This is a genomic window from uncultured Gilvimarinus sp., assembly GCF_963972205.1.
Lineage (GTDB): Bacteria > Pseudomonadota > Gammaproteobacteria > Pseudomonadales > Cellvibrionaceae > Gilvimarinus > Gilvimarinus japonicus.
Genome location: NZ_CAXAUC010000001.1, coordinates 1,009,442 through 1,025,838 on the forward strand (window position 1 = coordinate 1,009,442; position 16,397 = coordinate 1,025,838).

Annotated in this window: 14 protein-coding genes; 5 read left to right on the forward strand and 9 right to left on the reverse strand. The window is 53.7% G+C overall.

All coding sequences use genetic code 11. The annotated features are described in order from the left end of the window. Positions 1–59: 59 nt before the first annotated feature. A complete protein-coding gene (gene rlmD / locus AACY82_RS04510; protein WP_339615569.1) occupies positions 60–1,436 on the reverse strand; it encodes a 23S rRNA (uracil(1939)-C(5))-methyltransferase RlmD in 1,377 nt (458 codons plus the stop codon). Continuing rightward, complete coding sequence (gene cysM / locus AACY82_RS04515) at positions 1,433–2,344, reverse strand: cysteine synthase CysM (RefSeq protein WP_339615570.1); 912 nt, start codon at positions 2,342–2,344, stop codon at positions 1,433–1,435. Before cysM ends, rlmD begins: the two co-directional genes overlap by 4 nt. A gap of 142 nt (positions 2,345–2,486) precedes the next feature. Here cysM and AACY82_RS04520 point away from each other — a divergent pair, with 142 nt between their 5' ends. Further along, positions 2,487–5,261 (forward strand): response regulator, encoded by a 2,775-nt coding sequence (locus AACY82_RS04520; RefSeq protein WP_339615571.1) that lies wholly within the window; start codon positions 2,487–2,489, stop codon positions 5,259–5,261. Between the two features lie 10 nt (positions 5,262–5,271). Here the strand turns inward: AACY82_RS04520 and recO are convergent, their stop codons facing one another. Genes recO through lepA form a run of 6 tightly spaced genes read right to left on the reverse strand, consistent with a single transcriptional unit; the run spans position 5,272 to position 10,723 of the window. Next, complete coding sequence (gene recO / locus AACY82_RS04525) at positions 5,272–5,967, reverse strand: DNA repair protein RecO (protein ID WP_339615572.1); 696 nt, start codon at positions 5,965–5,967, stop codon at positions 5,272–5,274. Positions 5,968–5,971: 4 nt separating this feature from the next. Continuing rightward, positions 5,972–6,874 carry a GTPase Era gene (era, locus tag AACY82_RS04530; protein WP_339615573.1) on the reverse strand — a complete coding sequence of 301 codons (903 nt, stop codon included), beginning with the start codon at positions 6,872–6,874 and terminating at the stop codon, positions 5,972–5,974. Positions 6,875–6,876: 2 nt separating this feature from the next. Further along, positions 6,877–7,554 carry a ribonuclease III gene (rnc, locus tag AACY82_RS04535; RefSeq protein ID WP_339615574.1) on the reverse strand — a complete coding sequence of 226 codons (678 nt, stop codon included), beginning with the start codon at positions 7,552–7,554 and terminating at the stop codon, positions 6,877–6,879. Positions 7,555–7,558: 4 nt separating this feature from the next. Continuing rightward, the gene (locus AACY82_RS04540; protein WP_339615575.1) at positions 7,559–7,960 is read right to left on the reverse strand and encodes a DUF4845 domain-containing protein; all 402 of its coding nucleotides are present in this window, start codon (positions 7,958–7,960) and stop codon (positions 7,559–7,561) included. Positions 7,961–8,006: 46 nt separating this feature from the next. Next, positions 8,007–8,903, reverse strand: a complete 897-nt coding sequence (gene lepB / locus AACY82_RS04545) for a signal peptidase I (protein ID WP_339615576.1) — start codon at positions 8,901–8,903, stop codon at positions 8,007–8,009. 17 nt (positions 8,904–8,920) lie between these two features. Then, the gene (gene lepA / locus AACY82_RS04550) at positions 8,921–10,723 is read right to left on the reverse strand and encodes a translation elongation factor 4 (RefSeq protein ID WP_339615577.1); all 1,803 of its coding nucleotides are present in this window, start codon (positions 10,721–10,723) and stop codon (positions 8,921–8,923) included. 155 nt (positions 10,724–10,878) lie between these two features. Here lepA and dapE point away from each other — a divergent pair, with 155 nt between their 5' ends. Further along, on the forward strand, positions 10,879–12,021 hold the full coding sequence (gene dapE / locus AACY82_RS04555; protein ID WP_339615578.1) for a succinyl-diaminopimelate desuccinylase: 1,143 nt from the start codon (positions 10,879–10,881) through the stop codon (positions 12,019–12,021). A 4-nt stretch (positions 12,022–12,025) separates the two neighbouring features. On the opposite strand, the gene AACY82_RS04560 is transcribed toward dapE, so the two are convergent. Continuing rightward, the gene (locus AACY82_RS04560; protein ID WP_339615579.1) at positions 12,026–12,952 is read right to left on the reverse strand and encodes an ABC transporter substrate-binding protein; all 927 of its coding nucleotides are present in this window, start codon (positions 12,950–12,952) and stop codon (positions 12,026–12,028) included. Between the two features lie 166 nt (positions 12,953–13,118). Between AACY82_RS04560 and AACY82_RS04565 the strand changes: the two genes are divergently transcribed. From AACY82_RS04565 to AACY82_RS04575, 3 genes are all read left to right on the forward strand, one after another. Further along, a complete protein-coding gene (locus AACY82_RS04565; protein ID WP_339615580.1) occupies positions 13,119–14,333 on the forward strand; it encodes an MFS transporter in 1,215 nt (404 codons plus the stop codon). A 65-nt stretch (positions 14,334–14,398) separates the two neighbouring features. Then, complete coding sequence (locus AACY82_RS04570) at positions 14,399–15,157, forward strand: DUF1461 domain-containing protein (protein ID WP_339615581.1); 759 nt, start codon at positions 14,399–14,401, stop codon at positions 15,155–15,157. Continuing rightward, the gene (locus AACY82_RS04575) at positions 15,154–15,891 is read left to right on the forward strand and encodes a dienelactone hydrolase family protein (RefSeq protein ID WP_339615582.1); all 738 of its coding nucleotides are present in this window, start codon (positions 15,154–15,156) and stop codon (positions 15,889–15,891) included. The genes AACY82_RS04570 and AACY82_RS04575 overlap by 4 nt, the downstream gene beginning before the upstream one ends. The last annotated feature ends 506 nt before the right edge of the window (positions 15,892–16,397 follow it).

Consider the following 16,397-nt stretch of genomic DNA (forward strand, 5'->3'; position numbering starts at 1 on the left):
ATACCCTGTCACGCTCGCTGTGCCTATCGTCGCCCGCCGCCGCTAAAACGTCGCGGACATTAGCCTTTAATCAACAGGGCCATAGTTTCCAGATGCGAGGTCTGCGGAAACATCTCCATCACCCCAAAGCGCTGCAAGCGATACCCCTGATCGACCAAAATTCTTGCATCCCGCGCAAAGGTGGCGGGATTACACGACACATAAACGATACGAGCGCGCTTCAGCTTTCCCAGCTGCTCGCATATATCTCGTGCCCCATCACGCGGCGGGTCCAGCACGATCGCATCGGGCCGGCCCGCCTTTTGTACCAGCCGGTCAATGGACGATTGGCTTAAATCGGCGGCGAGAAACTCGATATTGGCAATATGATTGGCGGCGGCGTTTTCGCGCGCGCGCGCCACCATCGCCTCGACCGCCTCGACCCCGATTACCTGAGCGGCACACTGCGCCGCCGGCAACGAAAAGTTACCCACGCCGCAAAATAAATCCCACAACCGCTCACCGGCCGACAAACCCAGCCACTCGAGTACCTGGGTCACCATTTTTTGATTAATCGCCGGGTTTACCTGAGTAAAATCAGTGGGATGAAAACCTATGGTTAACGCCTTTTTTGCGCCGGGGGCAGCCGTTAGTGTGTAATGCAAGCGCGGGTCCACCGATTCACCACCAACAGTGGTGAGCGCTTTTTTATCACTGCCCGGCTGTAACAACACCTGCCAGCCACACTCATCTGCAAGCGTCATCAGCGCCTCGCTCGCATCATGTGCCAATGGCCGAATTAAACGTATCACCAAAGTACAAAGCTCAGTCGCCACCAGCTCAACATGAGTAACCGCAAGCACGTTAAAGCGCTCCAGCCACGCGGCCAGCGGAGCCAAGACCGACTGCAATGACGGTTGCAACACGGGACACTGCGAGAGTGCAACAAGCTGTTTATCGCCCGCGCGCCGAAACCCTAACGCCACCTTACCGGCCTTATTAAATTGCACCCCAAGACGAGCGCGAGCGCGATAACCCAACACTTGTGCCGTCAATGGTACGGCCATTTGCTCGGGCACCACATTGGCAAAGCGGCGCAATTGATCCAACACCCCTTGCTGCTTAGCGGCAAGCTGCTCAGCGGCGTCCATGTGCTGCAACTGACAACCACCACACTGACCAAAATGCACGCAAACCGGCGCTTGGCGCTGTTCGCTATGGCTGAGCAGCTCAAGCACCTGCGCTTCGCTATAACGGCCAAACTCTTGCTGTAATTTGGCGATTACACGCTCGCCCGGCAAGGCCCCACTGACAAACACCGTCTTGCCTTGGTGCGTGCCAATACCGCGACCATCGTGACTGAGCCTTATGATATCCAGCTCAAGCGGCGGCCCCGCAGGGGCTTGCCGTTTGGTTTTGGGTCGCTGACGTCCGCGATGGGGGGCTCGGCGGCTCATTGTGTGTTAGCGTCGAGTGCGGTATCAAATAACCCAGACGATAAATAGCGATCGCCGCGATCGCAAACGATCGCCACAATCACGGCGTTGTCCAGGGTTTCGGCCAGCTCCAGAGCGGCGGCCACCGCACCGCCCGACGACACGCCGCAAAAAATCCCTTCCTCACGCGCCAAACGCAAGGTCATCTGCTCGGCGCGGCTCTGACTCATACTAACAATACGATCGACCCGCGAAGCCTCGTACACCGCGGGTAAATAAGCCTCGGGCCAGCGCCGAATACCGGGGATACTCGCCCCTTCTTCGGGCTGCAAACCGATAATAGCAACCTCAGGATTTTGCTCTTTTAAATACCGCGAGCAACCCATAATGGTACCGGTCGTGCCCATAGAGCTGACAAAGTGCGTAATGCGCCCCCGGCTCTGCTGCCAAATCTCGGGACCGGTGGTACGGTAGTGAGCTGCCGGATTATCCAAATTGCCAAATTGGTCGAGTACTTTGCCCTCGCCGTTGGCCTGCATTTTGAGTGCAAGATCCCGCGCGCCCTCCATTCCCTCTTCTTGGCTCACCAAAATCAAACGAGCGCCGTAAGCGGCCATGGAGGCTTTGCGCTCGGCAGTGCTGTTATCGGGCATGATTAAGGTCAGCGGGTAACCTTTAATGGCGGCCACCATCGCCAAGGCGATGCCGGTATTGCCGCTGGTTGCCTCAATCAGGCGATCGCCGGGTGTTATTTCGCCGCGCGCTTCGGCGCCCTGAATCATCTCCAGTGCCGGGCGATCTTTAACCGAGCCGGCCGGGTTGTTGCCCTCAAGCTTCAGCAACAAGGTGTTACTGCTTTCGCCCAGTAATCGCTGAACCCGCACCATTGGGGTATTGCCCACGTACGCTTCAATGGTTGGGAAATCCATGCTTACCTCACAGCCATATAACACATAAAGGCGCCGCGCTTGCAGCACCACACAAAAGCCGTCTATTCTACTCGGCAAATGAAACGCGGGAAACAGGCGCTAGCGCACCTGCCTGCCATAATTTGACGAATTACCGCACCCCATGAAACCAAACAGCGTCAAAACCGAAGTCTGGCGACTTATCTTACTCCCTGCGATCAGTATTACAGTGCTGCTATCGGCGACCCTGACTTTTCTTTATATCTCGAAGCTCAACAACTTTGTCGAGCAGCGCGGATTGCTACTTACCGAAAAAACCGCTCATCTGGTTCACGTCGCCCTGAGTAACGGTCAAACAGAACTGCTAGAAAGCCTGATCCAGGCCACGTTAGAAGAGCCCATGGTGCGTGCCGTCCATTTATATGACACGCGCAACAATCGCCATTTACACAGCGGCCCCCGTTTTAACATCGGGGACATCACCCCCGCCAGCGTCGATCTCCATGGCCAAATGACCCGCACCGACAATGGCTACCGGTTTCGCTACCCAATCGTCGATGCGAATAAACAGCAAAGCTTAGGCTGGCTGGATATTGAATTAGTATTGTCTTCTTACTGGGTAACGGTATATCAAATGCTGTTAATTGTGGTACTGGCAACCACGGCCTGCTTACTTTTAGCCGGTTACCTCGCAATAAAGCTACACGGTAATATTATCGACCCACTCGCCAATATTCGGCAGGTCGTCAATAAGATTAGCGCCGGCCAGCTCGACGCTCGGGTAAACGGTAGCTTTGCCGATGAATTTCAGCGCCTGGCAAGTGCCGTAAATGCCATGGCCAGCACACAAGAACTCGCGCAACAAGACATGCAGCAACACATCGACCAGTCGATGGACGACTTACGTGAGACTCTAGAAACTATTGAGGTGCAAAACATTGAGCTCGATATGGCCCGCAAAGAGGCGCTGGCGGCCAGTCAAATTAAATCAGAGTTTCTCGCCAACACCAGTCACGAAATCCGCACCCCACTCAATGGCATTATCGGCTTTACCAACCTCGCGCTAAAAACCGAGTTGGACAAGCGGCAAAAAAACTACGTGCAAACCATTCACGACTCCGCCCAGAACCTAATGGCGATCATTAATGACATTCTCGACTTCTCCAAAATCGAGTCGGGCAAACTAGTACTCGACTACGTCTCGATGACGCTGCGCACCTTGGCAGAGACTACCGTCGACGCACTCACATTTGAAGCGCAAGAAAAAAACCTGCAGATTGTCACCATTATCGACAACAACATCCCACCCCAGCTAATGGGCGATCCATTGCGATTCGGTCAGGTGCTATCCAATCTGCTGGGTAACGCCATTAAATTCAGCCAACGCGGCACCATTAGCATTGAGTTTATGCTGCAACACTTTGTCGAAAACCAAGTCACCATTAAAGTGGTCGTACGAGACGAAGGCATCGGTCTTAGCAAAGAGCAGCAAGCGCAGCTGTTTTCAGCGTTTGCGCAAGCGGACTCTTCCAGCAGTCGCGAGCACGGCGGCACCGGGCTCGGGCTCGCCATCTGTAAAGGCTTGGTGGATCGAATGCAGGGCGAAGTGGGCGTTGACAGCTGCCCCAACAAAGGCGCGACCTTTTGGTTTACCGCCAAACTGGGAGTCGACCCCAATTACGCGGCGCCCGAGCAAAATGCACTAAAAGACAAGCGTATCCTGATTTGCAGCGATAACCCTCTCAGCTATCGCCAGCTCGAAAGTCTTGCCGATTGCTGGCAAGCGCAAACCCTTTGGATTGAATCCGTGCACGATATCTTTCCGCGACTGCGCAACGAAGGATTGGCTGGCCGCCCGTGTCATTTAATGATTCTCGACGTCGCCCCGGACGAGCGCAAACTCCCCCCCGCGCTACTTGGCAATCTCGCCGAACAACTAGAGCTGGAGTTTTCTTGTAAGGTGATTGTGTGCTGCATTAGCGCCCACATGGATGTTTTTACCCAGCACGACAATAGCGGAGCGATTGAGTTTGTCACCAAGCCAATCACTTACGATCACCTATTAAGCGCCATTAGCCACAGTCTTGATGTCGACCTTAACGATAGTGAGCGTAAGCCCGAGGCGCTGCCCGGCCCACAACAACGAATTTTATTGGTGGATGACAATAACGCCAACTTACAACTCACCACTGAGCTATTGCGTGATTTAAACGTCGAGGTCACTCAGGCCAACAGCGGCGAACAAGCCGTTAGCTTGTTTGCCCCAGGGAAATTTGATTTAATTTTTATGGATATTCAAATGCCGGGAATGGACGGCATGGAGACCACGCAGATACTTCGCGATCGCGAGGCCGCCTATGGCAAGCGCACACCGGTTGTCGCCTTAACCGCACACACCCTGACCGAGCACAAAACCGAATTGTTAATCGCCGGGCTCGATGACTGTATTCGCAAACCCGTGTCCGAGGCTTTACTCGCACAAATGTTAAACCGCTGGACCGGTCTATCATTAACCCAGCAGCGCCAAACACCAGTACCAACAACCGACAACAGCCTGCCGGAAGAGCCCGGAAGCCCGGTTAATATCTCCCAGTGCTTGGCGCTGGCTAATCACAAAGCCGACCTCGCCCGAGACATGCTCACAATGCTGATCGACAGTCTGGACACAGAGCAACAGGCGTTAAATTCGGCCTATCAAACCCAGGACTTTACGCTATTACAAGATCACATCCACAAACTGTATGGCAGTAGCTGCTATACCGGAGTGCCTCACCTGCGCAGCATCACCGGGCTGATGGACAAAGCGTTAAGTGCCGGGCAAACCAGTGACCTTGAACCCACCATCATCTGCTTAAACAAAGCCATAGACCATATTAAACAATGGCGTCAGGGGCGAAACATAGACGTTTTATTTGGGTTTAATTCGCCCAGCGCGTAGGCGCGCGGCACTATAAAAACAATTGGCGAGACTTCAGCGGCTGCTCGCCCAACAGCGGCCGCAATAGCGCTCGGCTAATATGCTTGGCGACTCTTTTGGTATCTGGCAACGCGTACTGATCACTGGCAATATCCATCAGGCAAGCACCAGAATAAGCGTTCGCTAGCCCAGCCGCGCCTACAGGAATAAAACCCGACTGGGTATCCAGCCTGTACCAGGCATCAGGTTTTAGCAGCTGCCCGGTGTCAGCATCACAACGCCAATCGATACCGTAGCCCAACTCGTGCAGCAAGTGTTTCTCAAAACGACGTAAGACAAGCTCTACGTCAACCTCGCAGGCGAGCTCCCCCAGTGCCTCCGTGTAATGACGGAATAAATCTGGGCAGCTATCCCATTCGGACAACACCCGCAGCAACAATTCATTGAGATACAAACCAGAAAATAACCGCGTGCCGACTAAATCCAAGCGATGCCCACTAGTCTCGATTCCGGTTAACAGCTTAAGAGAGCTTTTGCCTTGCAGTGAGATCAATAGAGGGATAAAGGGGTTGAGCAAAGAGCGTTGATTGTTTTTACCGCGGCGAACACCCCGTGCGACAGCACACACGCGACCGTGATCTGGCGTAAAACAATCAACAAGAAAACTGGTGTCCCGATAGGGCCTGGCGTGCACAACAAAAGCGGGTTGCAGCTCGATGCGGTGCATAAGTTTATAAGTCGTCGTACCCTAGGCTGCGCAAAGCGCGATCATCATCCGACCAACCCGATTTAACTTTTACCCAAAGGTTGAGCATAATCTTGCTGTCGAGCAGCTTTTCCATATCGAGCCGCGCCTGCTGCCCAATCTGCTTAATTCGATCGCCTTTATTGCCAATCAGAATACGCTTTTGCCCTTCCCGCTCAACCAAAATAACCGCGCCAATGTGTAGCACTGGGCCGCGCTGCTCGTACTGTTCGATCTCAACCGCCATTTGGTGAGGCAATTCATCACCTAGCTGACGGGTGATCTTCTCGCGGACAATCTCGGCAACCATAAAGCGCGCCGAACGATCTGTAAACTGATCTTCATCAAACATATGCATCCCTTCGGGGATGTAATTGAGAATAATGCTTTCCAGACGATCAAGGTTAGAGCCACGCAGTGCCGACAAAGGGATTATCTCGGCCACGCCTAAGCGGTTCGACAACTCTTGTAAATGTGGCAGCAGCTTATTTTTATCTTCCAATAGATCGACTTTGTTAACCACTAAAATAATGCTTGAGCGGGAGTTTTCCAGCTGACGGGCTACCAGCTCGTCCTCCTCGCTCCAAACCAAGCGATCCACCACAAACAGCACCAGATCAACGTCTTTCATGGCGGCGCCAGCGGCGCGATTCATATAGCGATTAATGGCGCGCGGCTCGTGTTTATGTAGCCCCGGGGTGTCGACGAAGATAATTTGATCGGCACCTTCGGTTTTAATCCCGGTGACATTATTGCGCGTCGTTTGCGGCTTGCGTGAGGTGATACTCACCTTTTGCCCCAACATGTGGTTCAACAAGGTTGATTTGCCCACGTTAGGCCGACCCACAATGGCAACATAGCCGCAGCGGGTAACAGGTTGGTCACTCATGGTTAAACTCCAAGACGCTTAAGAGCCTGTGCGGCAGATTTTTTTTCAGCAACCCGGCGGCTGCTCGCGCGCGCGCGCTCGGGGGTATCTAGCAAAGAGACATGGCACTCGACCGTAAACACTTGAGCGTGTGCCTCACCGTCCACTTCGGCGACGCGGTAATCGGGCAACGGTTGCTGCCGGCTTTGCATATATTCTTGCAAGCGGGTCTTAGCATCTTTGGCGGGGGTGTCGAGCGATAAGGTAGCGAGTCTTGTTTGATACCAATCCAGTACACGCTCGCGGCAGGTTTGCATACCGGCCTCAACATAAATCGCACCGATAATCGCTTCAACCGCATCCGCCAAAATCGAATCGCGCCGCTGTCCACCGCTTTTCATTTCGCCCTCGCCCAACAGCAGGCAGGGGCCTATTTCAAACTCCCGGGCAATCTCGGCGAGGGTTTCACCTTTGACCATTTGCGAGCGCAAGCGGCTTAACTGACCCTCGCGGGCAGCCGGAAACTTATCAAACAGCGCCTGGGCGATGATAAAATTCAAAATTGAGTCGCCCAAAAACTCAAGGCGCTCGTTATTGTGGGCGCCTACGCTGCGATGGCTTAACGCTAAGCGCAACCGCTCGGACTCCTCAAAAGCGTAACCCAACCGGCGCTGCAGGCGCTCAAACAAAATATCGTTCACGCTATTATTCCGCAGCCTTGCAGCACTCATCAGGGCGGTCGCTGTCGAGTACGTTTTTAAAGCTCACCACGACGTCGATATTGGCCAAAAGCGGAACACGGGATTCGTATTCATTAATCACCAACAAATTCCGGCTATTGCGAACCACCTCTAGCTGCTTGGCACCTTCGCTCCTGACGTTATTAATAGTGTAATAACGGTTCATCGCCTTCTTGATGTCATTGGTGCTCATTTTACTCAAGTCGGGGTTATCCTCCGCCAAGGTTTTTAAGCCCGCCGTAATGTAGTAATTCTCGGCATAGATTGGCACCACTTTAAATGCGCACAGCATCAAAAACGCCGCAATAACGAGCACCAGCAGCAACGATATAGCCGAAAGACCTGATTGTTTTATGTTTACTCGCATAACTATCCCCTGCGCAACGCGCCAGCCATTACCATCATTAAATGCATTAGTCGATCGCACCAGCCCGATCAAAGCTCGGCAAACTCAGCAAAGACTCCCAGTGCATCCATACCACCACCGCTTTGCCGACGATGTTTTTCTCGGGGACAAAGGGGTCATCCCAGCCCCGGCTATCAAAGCTATTGTCGCGGTTATCGCCCATCATAAAGTAGTGTCCCTCGGGCACCGTCCAAGCACCACGCACACTGTAGCGACCTGGACGCAAATATTTACGCGCGGTAAATTCGTGCTCACCGATGGTTTCTTGCGTTAAACGAAACTGCGGTTGGCCGGCCGGAAGCACCGCTTGAAGCTCCTCGGATACCGGCTCGCCGTTTATCGTGAGCTTATGATTAACGTATTCAATTTTATCGCCGGGCAAACCAATAACACGTTTAATATAGTAGGTGTCGGGCAAATGCGGCGGAAAAAACACCATGACATCGCCTCGCTCAGGTTTGCTGACCGGGATAACCTCTTTGTTAATGACCGGTAAGCGAATCCCGTAGGCGTATTTGTTCACCAGAATAAAATCGCCAATATCCAGCGTGGGCTCCATTGAGCCCGAGGGAATCTGAAACGGCTCAACCAAAAATGAGCGCACCACAAACACCAACAACAGTACCGGGAAAAATGACTTACTGTACTCCACCAGCGCCGGCTCGCGGCTCGCTTGCCCAATAGCCAGCTGATACGCTTTATCGCCTGAGTTCGGCCCGGCATTATCCTGGGCATCAACCTGCGCAGCATCAGCCTTATTGGCGTCATCGCGTTTAAACTGCGCATTGACGGCGGCTATTTTCTGGCGGCGCGGTCGCGCTAAAAACGCAATGTCGTACAACCAAATAACACCGGTGATCAATACGCCCAGCGATAAAATAAGAGGAAGGTTTATATTACCCATAAAACAGTCGGTCCGGCTTAATTATCAACTTGCAGCACGGCCAAAAAGGCCGACTGCGGTATTTCAACATTGCCCACTTGTTTCATGCGCTTTTTGCCTTCTTTTTGCTTTTGCAGCAGCTTTTTCTTGCGCGAGGCGTCGCCGCCATAACACTTGGCTGTTACGTTTTTTCGCAGAGCTTTAACAGTGGTACGAGCAATAACATGGCCGCCAATCGCCGCTTGAATCGCGACATCGAACATCTGGCGGGGGATTAACTCTTTCATTTTCTCGGTCAGATTGCGCCCCATACCTTGCGCGTGATCACGGTGCACAATTAGCGCCAGCGCATCCACTCGATCGCCGTTAATCAAGACATCCAAACGCACCAAGTTAGCTTCCTGAAAGCGGGTAAAGCTATAGTCGAGCGAAGCAAAGCCACGACTAACCGACTTGAGTCGATCAAAGAAGTCCAGCACCACCTCGCTCATGGGCAAGTCGTACTTTACTGACACCTGCTTGCCCATATAGTGCATATCGCGTTGTATCCCGCGTTTTTCGGAGCACAGGGTAATCACCGAGCCCAAATGCTCTTGCGGCACTAAGATATTAGCTTCGACAATGGGCTCGCGCATCTCATCGATTACACCAATATCAGGCAGTGACGAGGGGTTATCCACATAGATAATCTCGCCATTGCTTTTTACCACCTCGTAAACCACCGTTGGCGCACTGGTGATCAAGTCGAGGTCGTATTCGCGCTCTAGCCGCTCTTGGATAATCTCCATGTGCAGCATGCCAAGAAAGCCACAGCGAAACCCAAACCCCAGCGCATCAGAGCTCTCAGGCTCAAAAAATAGCGAGGCATCGTTAAGGGTTAATTTCTGCAACGCATCCCGGAAGTTTTCAAAATCATCGGAGCTGACCGGAAACATACCCGCGTAAACTTGTGGCTTAATTTGCTGAAAGCCAGGTAATGCCGGGGTATCCGGATGCGAACTACTGATAATGGTATCGCCCACGGGCGCGCCTTGAATTTCTTTAATACCGGCGACAATAAATCCAACCTCACCGGCTTTTAGTTCTTTTAATTTATGCAGCTTAGGGTTAAATACCCCCACACTATCGACCACATGGGCCTTACCAATCGATTTGGTAAAAATCTTGTCTTTTACTTTTAAGGTACCCTGAGTCACCCGCACCAGCGACACAACACCCATATAATTGTCGAACCAAGAGTCGATAATCAGCGCTTGCAAGGGGGCGTCCACATCGCCTACCGGCGGCGGTACCAGGCGCACCAGCTCTTCGAGTACGTCCTCCATGCCCAGACCTGACTTGGCGCTACAGCGCACCGCCTCGGTGGCATCAATACCAATGACATCTTCGATCTCTTGCGCCACCCGGTCGGGCTCGGCTTGCGGCAGGTCCATCTTGTTCAGTACCGGAATCACCTCCAGCCCTTGCTCGATGGCGGTATAGCAGTTGGCCACTGACTGCGCCTCGACCCCTTGCGCGGCATCGACCACCAGCAGCGCGCCCTCGCAGGCTGACAGCGAACGGGAAACCTCGTAAGAAAAATCCACATGCCCAGGAGTGTCAATAAAGTTGAGCTGGTAGGTTTTACCGTCGCGAGCCGAGGTAAAGCTGAGCGTAACGCTCTGGGCTTTAATGGTAATACCCCGCTCCCGCTCAATATCCATAGAGTCGAGGACTTGCTGAGCCATTTCACGCTCGGTGAGGCCCCCGCACATCTGAATAAAACGATCGGCGATGGTGGATTTGCCGTGGTCAATGTGGGCAATGATCGAAAAGTTGCGAATATGGCTTAGGTCAGTCACGAAGTAGAGGCACACCTTGAGTTGAACATGTTCGGGTCGGGCCCGTAAAGCCGGCAAGTGTAGCTTATTTACCCCTAAGGCGCTACGCGTCACAGCGCGCTTTCGGGCGTCAATTTTGCTAGAATCGCCGCTTTAATCACCAACCGAGACCTCCCATGCCCCAGACTCAACACTCCGCCACCGTGCAATTAGCTTGTGATTTAATCGCCCGCCCCTCTGTCACCCCCGAAGATGAAGGCTGTCAGGCGCTGATGATTGAACGGTTAGAGCGTATTGGGTTTAGCGTACAACGGCTGCGCTTTGGCGAGGTGGACAATTTTTGGGCGGTACGGGGCGACAGCGGCCCTATTGTTGTGTTTGCCGGGCACACGGATGTCGTACCCACTGGCCCCGAGCAACACTGGCAACACCCGCCATTTGCGCCGGTCGTCCGCGACGGCATGTTACTCGGGCGCGGCGCGGCCGATATGAAGGGCTCGCTAGCGGCCATGATCGTCGCCTGCGAGCGTTTTGTCGCCGAGCACCCCAACCACTCGGGCCGTATCGGCTTTTTAATTACCAGCGATGAAGAGGGCCCAGCCGCCAACGGCACCGTTAAAGTGATTGAATGGCTGCAAGAGCGCAACGAAACCATTGACTGGTGCATTGTCGGCGAGCCTTCAAGCACCACTGTCGTGGGTGATGTGATTAAAAATGGCCGTCGTGGCTCGCTGGGCGCTGAGCTAACCGTAAAAGGGGTGCAAGGGCACGTGGCCTACCCACACTTGGCCGACAACCCCATCCACGCCTTTGCCCCGGCCCTGGCCGAGCTGGCCAGCACTCACTGGGACTCAGGCAATGAGTTTTTTCCTGCCACCAGTTTTCAGGTGTCTAACCTCAACTCTGGCACCGGCGCCACCAATGTGATTCCCGGTGAAGCGCACGTCGTTTTTAACTTTCGCTTCTCGACTGAACTGACCGACGCCGAGTTACGCACCCGCACCGAGGCGATTCTCGATCGTCACGGACTCAACTATGATTTAACCTGGAAGCTTAGCGGCCAAGCCTTTTTAACCGAGCGCGGTGACTTGGTGGATGCGGTGGTCAAAGCCGTCGCCGACACCACCGGCCGCACACCGGAGCTATCCACCAGCGGCGGCACCTCAGACGGACGCTTTATCGCCCCCACCGGCGCCCAAGTCATTGAGCTGGGGCCAATAAACGCAACCATTCATAAGGTCGATGAATGCATCAGCGCTGACGATTTAGACACATTAACCACCGTCTATTGCGCAAGCCTAACCAATTTATTGGTGTAACGTCTCATTCACCCAATAGAATCTCCCCCTGCCAAGCTCGATCGAGGGAGATTACCTTACGGTCGGGCGCGCGCAACTGTTGCTCGGCCCACCTAAAGCGCGGAATAGACTGAAACAGCGCGGCAAATTCGCCATTTTGCTGCGCTCTTTTAAGCCCCAACGCAATTCGCTCGGCCAAACGCTTGTCGCTTTGGCGAACAAAAAAGTACGTAAAGCTTGGGTACTTAAGCAGAATATTCGGCTCGATCACCAAATCTAACTCCGGGTAAAACAACAGCTCTGAGGTGATTTGATAGATACCGCGAGAAAAGTAATCAAACCGGCCCGCCGCCAACATCCGAAACAACTTGCCGTACCCGGTAACCGCCACATAGGGCAATCCGTTCTCGGCCATTACCTCCGCATCCGCCCACTGGGAGTTCATTCCTCCGGTAAGCGCCTGCAAATCGTCTAAGGTTTGCACGGTGGCAAACGTCGCTTCATCGCCACGGCGAATAAGCAACATGCGATAGTGACTCAGCTCCCCCAATAGCGGTACATGGATCGCCCGCATTTGCCGCTCATCCAGCTGACTGGCAACCAACCAAAGCACATCGACCTGCCCTTGCTGCAACGAGGCCTTTAGGCGATCATCCGAGAGGTAAACGGCGGGCTCTTCTAAGCAATAACGGCCAAACTCATCAGCGGTCAAATCGAGTGACAGTCTAAGCAAACGCGTAAAATAGTAAGCGTCATCGGTAGGTTCTTGTGCGTGGTATATGGGCGCCCTGATCCTAGTGCAGCCGGCCTGAGCTGATGCTTTGCACTGGGTATCGCAGCTCGCCACCGCAAGTGGTACCAACGCAAAAAAACATGTCAACGCCAAGCTCAGAGCAACCACGGCTTTAGCGGGTCGATCCAGCTTGCGGATTTGCAAGCAAGTTGCTGCCATGTCAACACCGCCTAGCGCACGGGTTTAATTACACGACTTTTAGTATAGACCCAATCGTGCGATCACGCCGGATTCGTACCGCAACGCTGATGAGGCCACGCCAAACGCGCTATAATAGGCACTCACCACGCTTTTAACACAGATTTCCCACGCACAAGGTTTCCTTTTGACTCTTTATTTACAATTTATTCAGCGCAGCTGGCCACTGCTGTGCTTTGGTTTTGTCAGTATTTTTTGGGGCAATTTCGGTCAATCATTTTTTGTCAGTTGGTACGGTGCCCACATTCAAGAATCGCTCGGCCTTAGCGCGGCGCTGTACGGCAGCCTTTACTCGGCCGGCACGCTGGGCAGCGCACTCACTATTATGGCCGTGGGCGGGCTCATTGACCGCTGGCCACTACAACGCTTTGCCGCCGCCGTGGGCGCAGGGTTAATGCTCGCCTGCCTGATCATGCTAGTCAGTTACCACGCCATCACCCTACTGGTAGGGTTTTATCTATTGCGCTTGTGTGGCCAGGGCCTATTGCCCCACACAGCACAAACCACCATGGCGCGCTACTTTGATGCCGACCGCGGCAAAGCCCTTAGCCTATCGGCCAGCGGTGTTCCCGTGGGCGAGGTTATTTTGCCGCTATTAGCGGTAGCACTTATCGGTGCCGTTGGTTGGCGCGGCAGCTGGCTGGTGTTTGCCGCCTCTGTCCCCCTGCTTTACCTACCGCTTATTCTGTATTTTTTGCGTCGTGCACCGCAAGACACCAACACTCCACCGGTGCAGCAAGCCAAAGCTCATAACGACACCAGCATGGGCCGGCGCCAGATGTTGCGCGATTACCGTTTTTGGCTGGCGCTGCCGGCGGTACTGGCGGCTCCCTTTATCGTGACCGGAGTTTTTATTCAGCAAGGCTTTATTTTAAGCGCCAAAAATTGGGACCCACTGTGGCTGGCCAGCTGTTTTATTATGTACGGTGTCGCCCATTGGCTGGCATCGTTATTGGCTGGCGTACTGGTAGATTTTTTCAGCGCCCGGCGCCTACTGCCCTTTATGCACGCGCCGTTAATTGCCGCGCTGGGGGTACTGGGCTTTTACAACGGCCAATGGGTGGCACCGGTGTTTATGATTCTTTTGGGCACCACTATTGGCGTCGTTGGGCCTATTACCGGGGCCCTCTGGGCCGAGGTTTACGGCACCGGAAAACTGGGCTCGCTGCGCTCGTTAATGACGGCCTTTATGGTGCTCTCAACCGCCATATCGCCGGTATTGTTTGGCGCACTGATTGATGCCGGAATCACCGTTCAAGGTTTATTTGGCAGCTGCGCGATTGGGGCGATTTTGGCGAGCGTGCTGGTGAGCTTTTCATACCCGCGTTTAAAGCTCGATTAACTGGCTTCTATCGGATTGGGGCGGCTGTTATGATTCTGACACGGTTTTTATTAAGGATATAACACGTGCCGCCTCTACTAGAAAAACTATCGCGAATACTCTGGCCGGTATTTTTGCTGGGCCACTGGCTCAGCTGCGGCTTTGTCGCCTGGATGTTGTTGGCACAGGTCAACTTTGCCTACCCTCTGGCCTATAAAGCGCTCGACGTCGAGCAACATATTGCCCACTACGGCCCCGAGAATCGTTACCGCGACAATTTTGCCGACACCTCCAAGCAGCAACACATCGAGTTGTTTAGTCAAATTAACCACGCTATCCATCACGACGCAAACGAGCTTAGCCACATCACCTTTACCCCCCGCACGGGCAACACGCAAACGTTGCTGCGCCGCGATGAAGTCCTGCACTTAACCGATGTGGCACACCTTATTGATAAAGTTTACCTGCTGGGCATTAGCGCCGTTATCGCCATGATAATCAGCGGTGTGCTTTTGCATCGTGATCGCTCGACCTTGCCGCGCCCCAAAAACGTTGTGCTTAGCGTGTGTGGCACCATAGCCGCACTCATTGCCGCCGTATTAATCATCGGCTCCAAAAAAGTCTTTTACTATTTACACACGTGGATATTCCCCCCCGAGCACCCGTGGTTTTTTTACTACCAAGATTCCCTCATGACCACACTGATGAAAGCCCCCGACTTATTCGGACTCATCGCCGCGTTACTGCTGGCCTTGTGGTTGCTGCTCTGGGGCGCCACATTATTTATGATTACACGGTTCTGGCCTCGCCCACTCCGTAGCGCTACAAACAAGGAACAAGCATGATTATTCAACAAGAAACCGTCGATATCACCACGCCCACTGGCGTGATGCGCACCTACGTGCACCGCCCTCAAGCCGAGGGTAAATTCCCGACCATTATTTTTTACTCCGAGATCTTTCAGCAAACCGCACCCATCGCCCGCTCAGCGGCGATTATGGCCGGTCACGGTTTTGTCGTGTTAGTACCTGAAGTCTTTCACGAACTTAACCCCATCGGCACCGTGCTCGGCTACGACGATGCCGGCAAAGACAAAGGCAACGCCGACAAATTTGCCAAGCCCCTGCCCGATCACGACAGCGACACCCAAGCCATGATCGACTTTATTGACAATGCCCCCTACACCACCGGCGATGTCGGCACCATGGGCGTCTGCATCGGCGGCCATTTAGCGTTTAGAGCCGCCCTAAACCCAGCAATTAAATCCGCCTGCTGCCTCTACGCGACAGACTTGCACTCGAATACATTACCGACCTCTGACACAGACCAAACCCTAGCCCGTGCGGGAGATGTAAAAGGCGAGCTAATGATGATCTGGGGCCGCCAAGACCCCCACGTCCCCGATCAAGGCCGCGCCGATATTAATCAAGCACTGCGCAGCGCCGGCTGTACTTTCACTTGGCACGAAGTAAACGGTCAACACGCGTTTATGCGCGACGAAGGCGAGCGGTTTGATCCGGAGCTAGCGCTTAGCTGTTATCAGATGGCGGTTGGGTTGTTTCGTAGGACGTTGGGGTAAGGGTTGGTTTGTAGTGTTTTGATGCCGCTAACGCGGGCTTTTCTATAAGCCCGAGTCGCCGGGCGTGGCGAGTTACTTTTCTTTGTTTGGGCAAAGCAAAGTAACCAAAAGAAAACCCACCCCGGCATCTCAGCCCTTCGGGTGCCCTCGCTCCGGTCGATTTTAGAGGGCCGTCTCGACAGGCCCTCCATGGCCTGGCGAGACTTGCGCGAGCGTCCTGCTCACTTACCCCCTAAAATAGACCTACGCTCGGCTGGCTGCAGGGGATCTGAAAACAGTGCTTCGTAGCTAACCGGTAACACGCTTGAGATAATGGCGCAGCAGTGCAGGAATCAAAGACTTGGCCCGATTGCCTCGTTTATAGGTAATTTGAGCAGTTAACGCCTAAATTACCGGAAATATTTGTGTAGTGAGCGCAGCGAACGAAGCAAATGTTTTCCGGTAGATTTACTTGTGTACGCCCAGCATGGGCATGAACTAATGGGGTGAAAGTCCCCTGTAGGAAG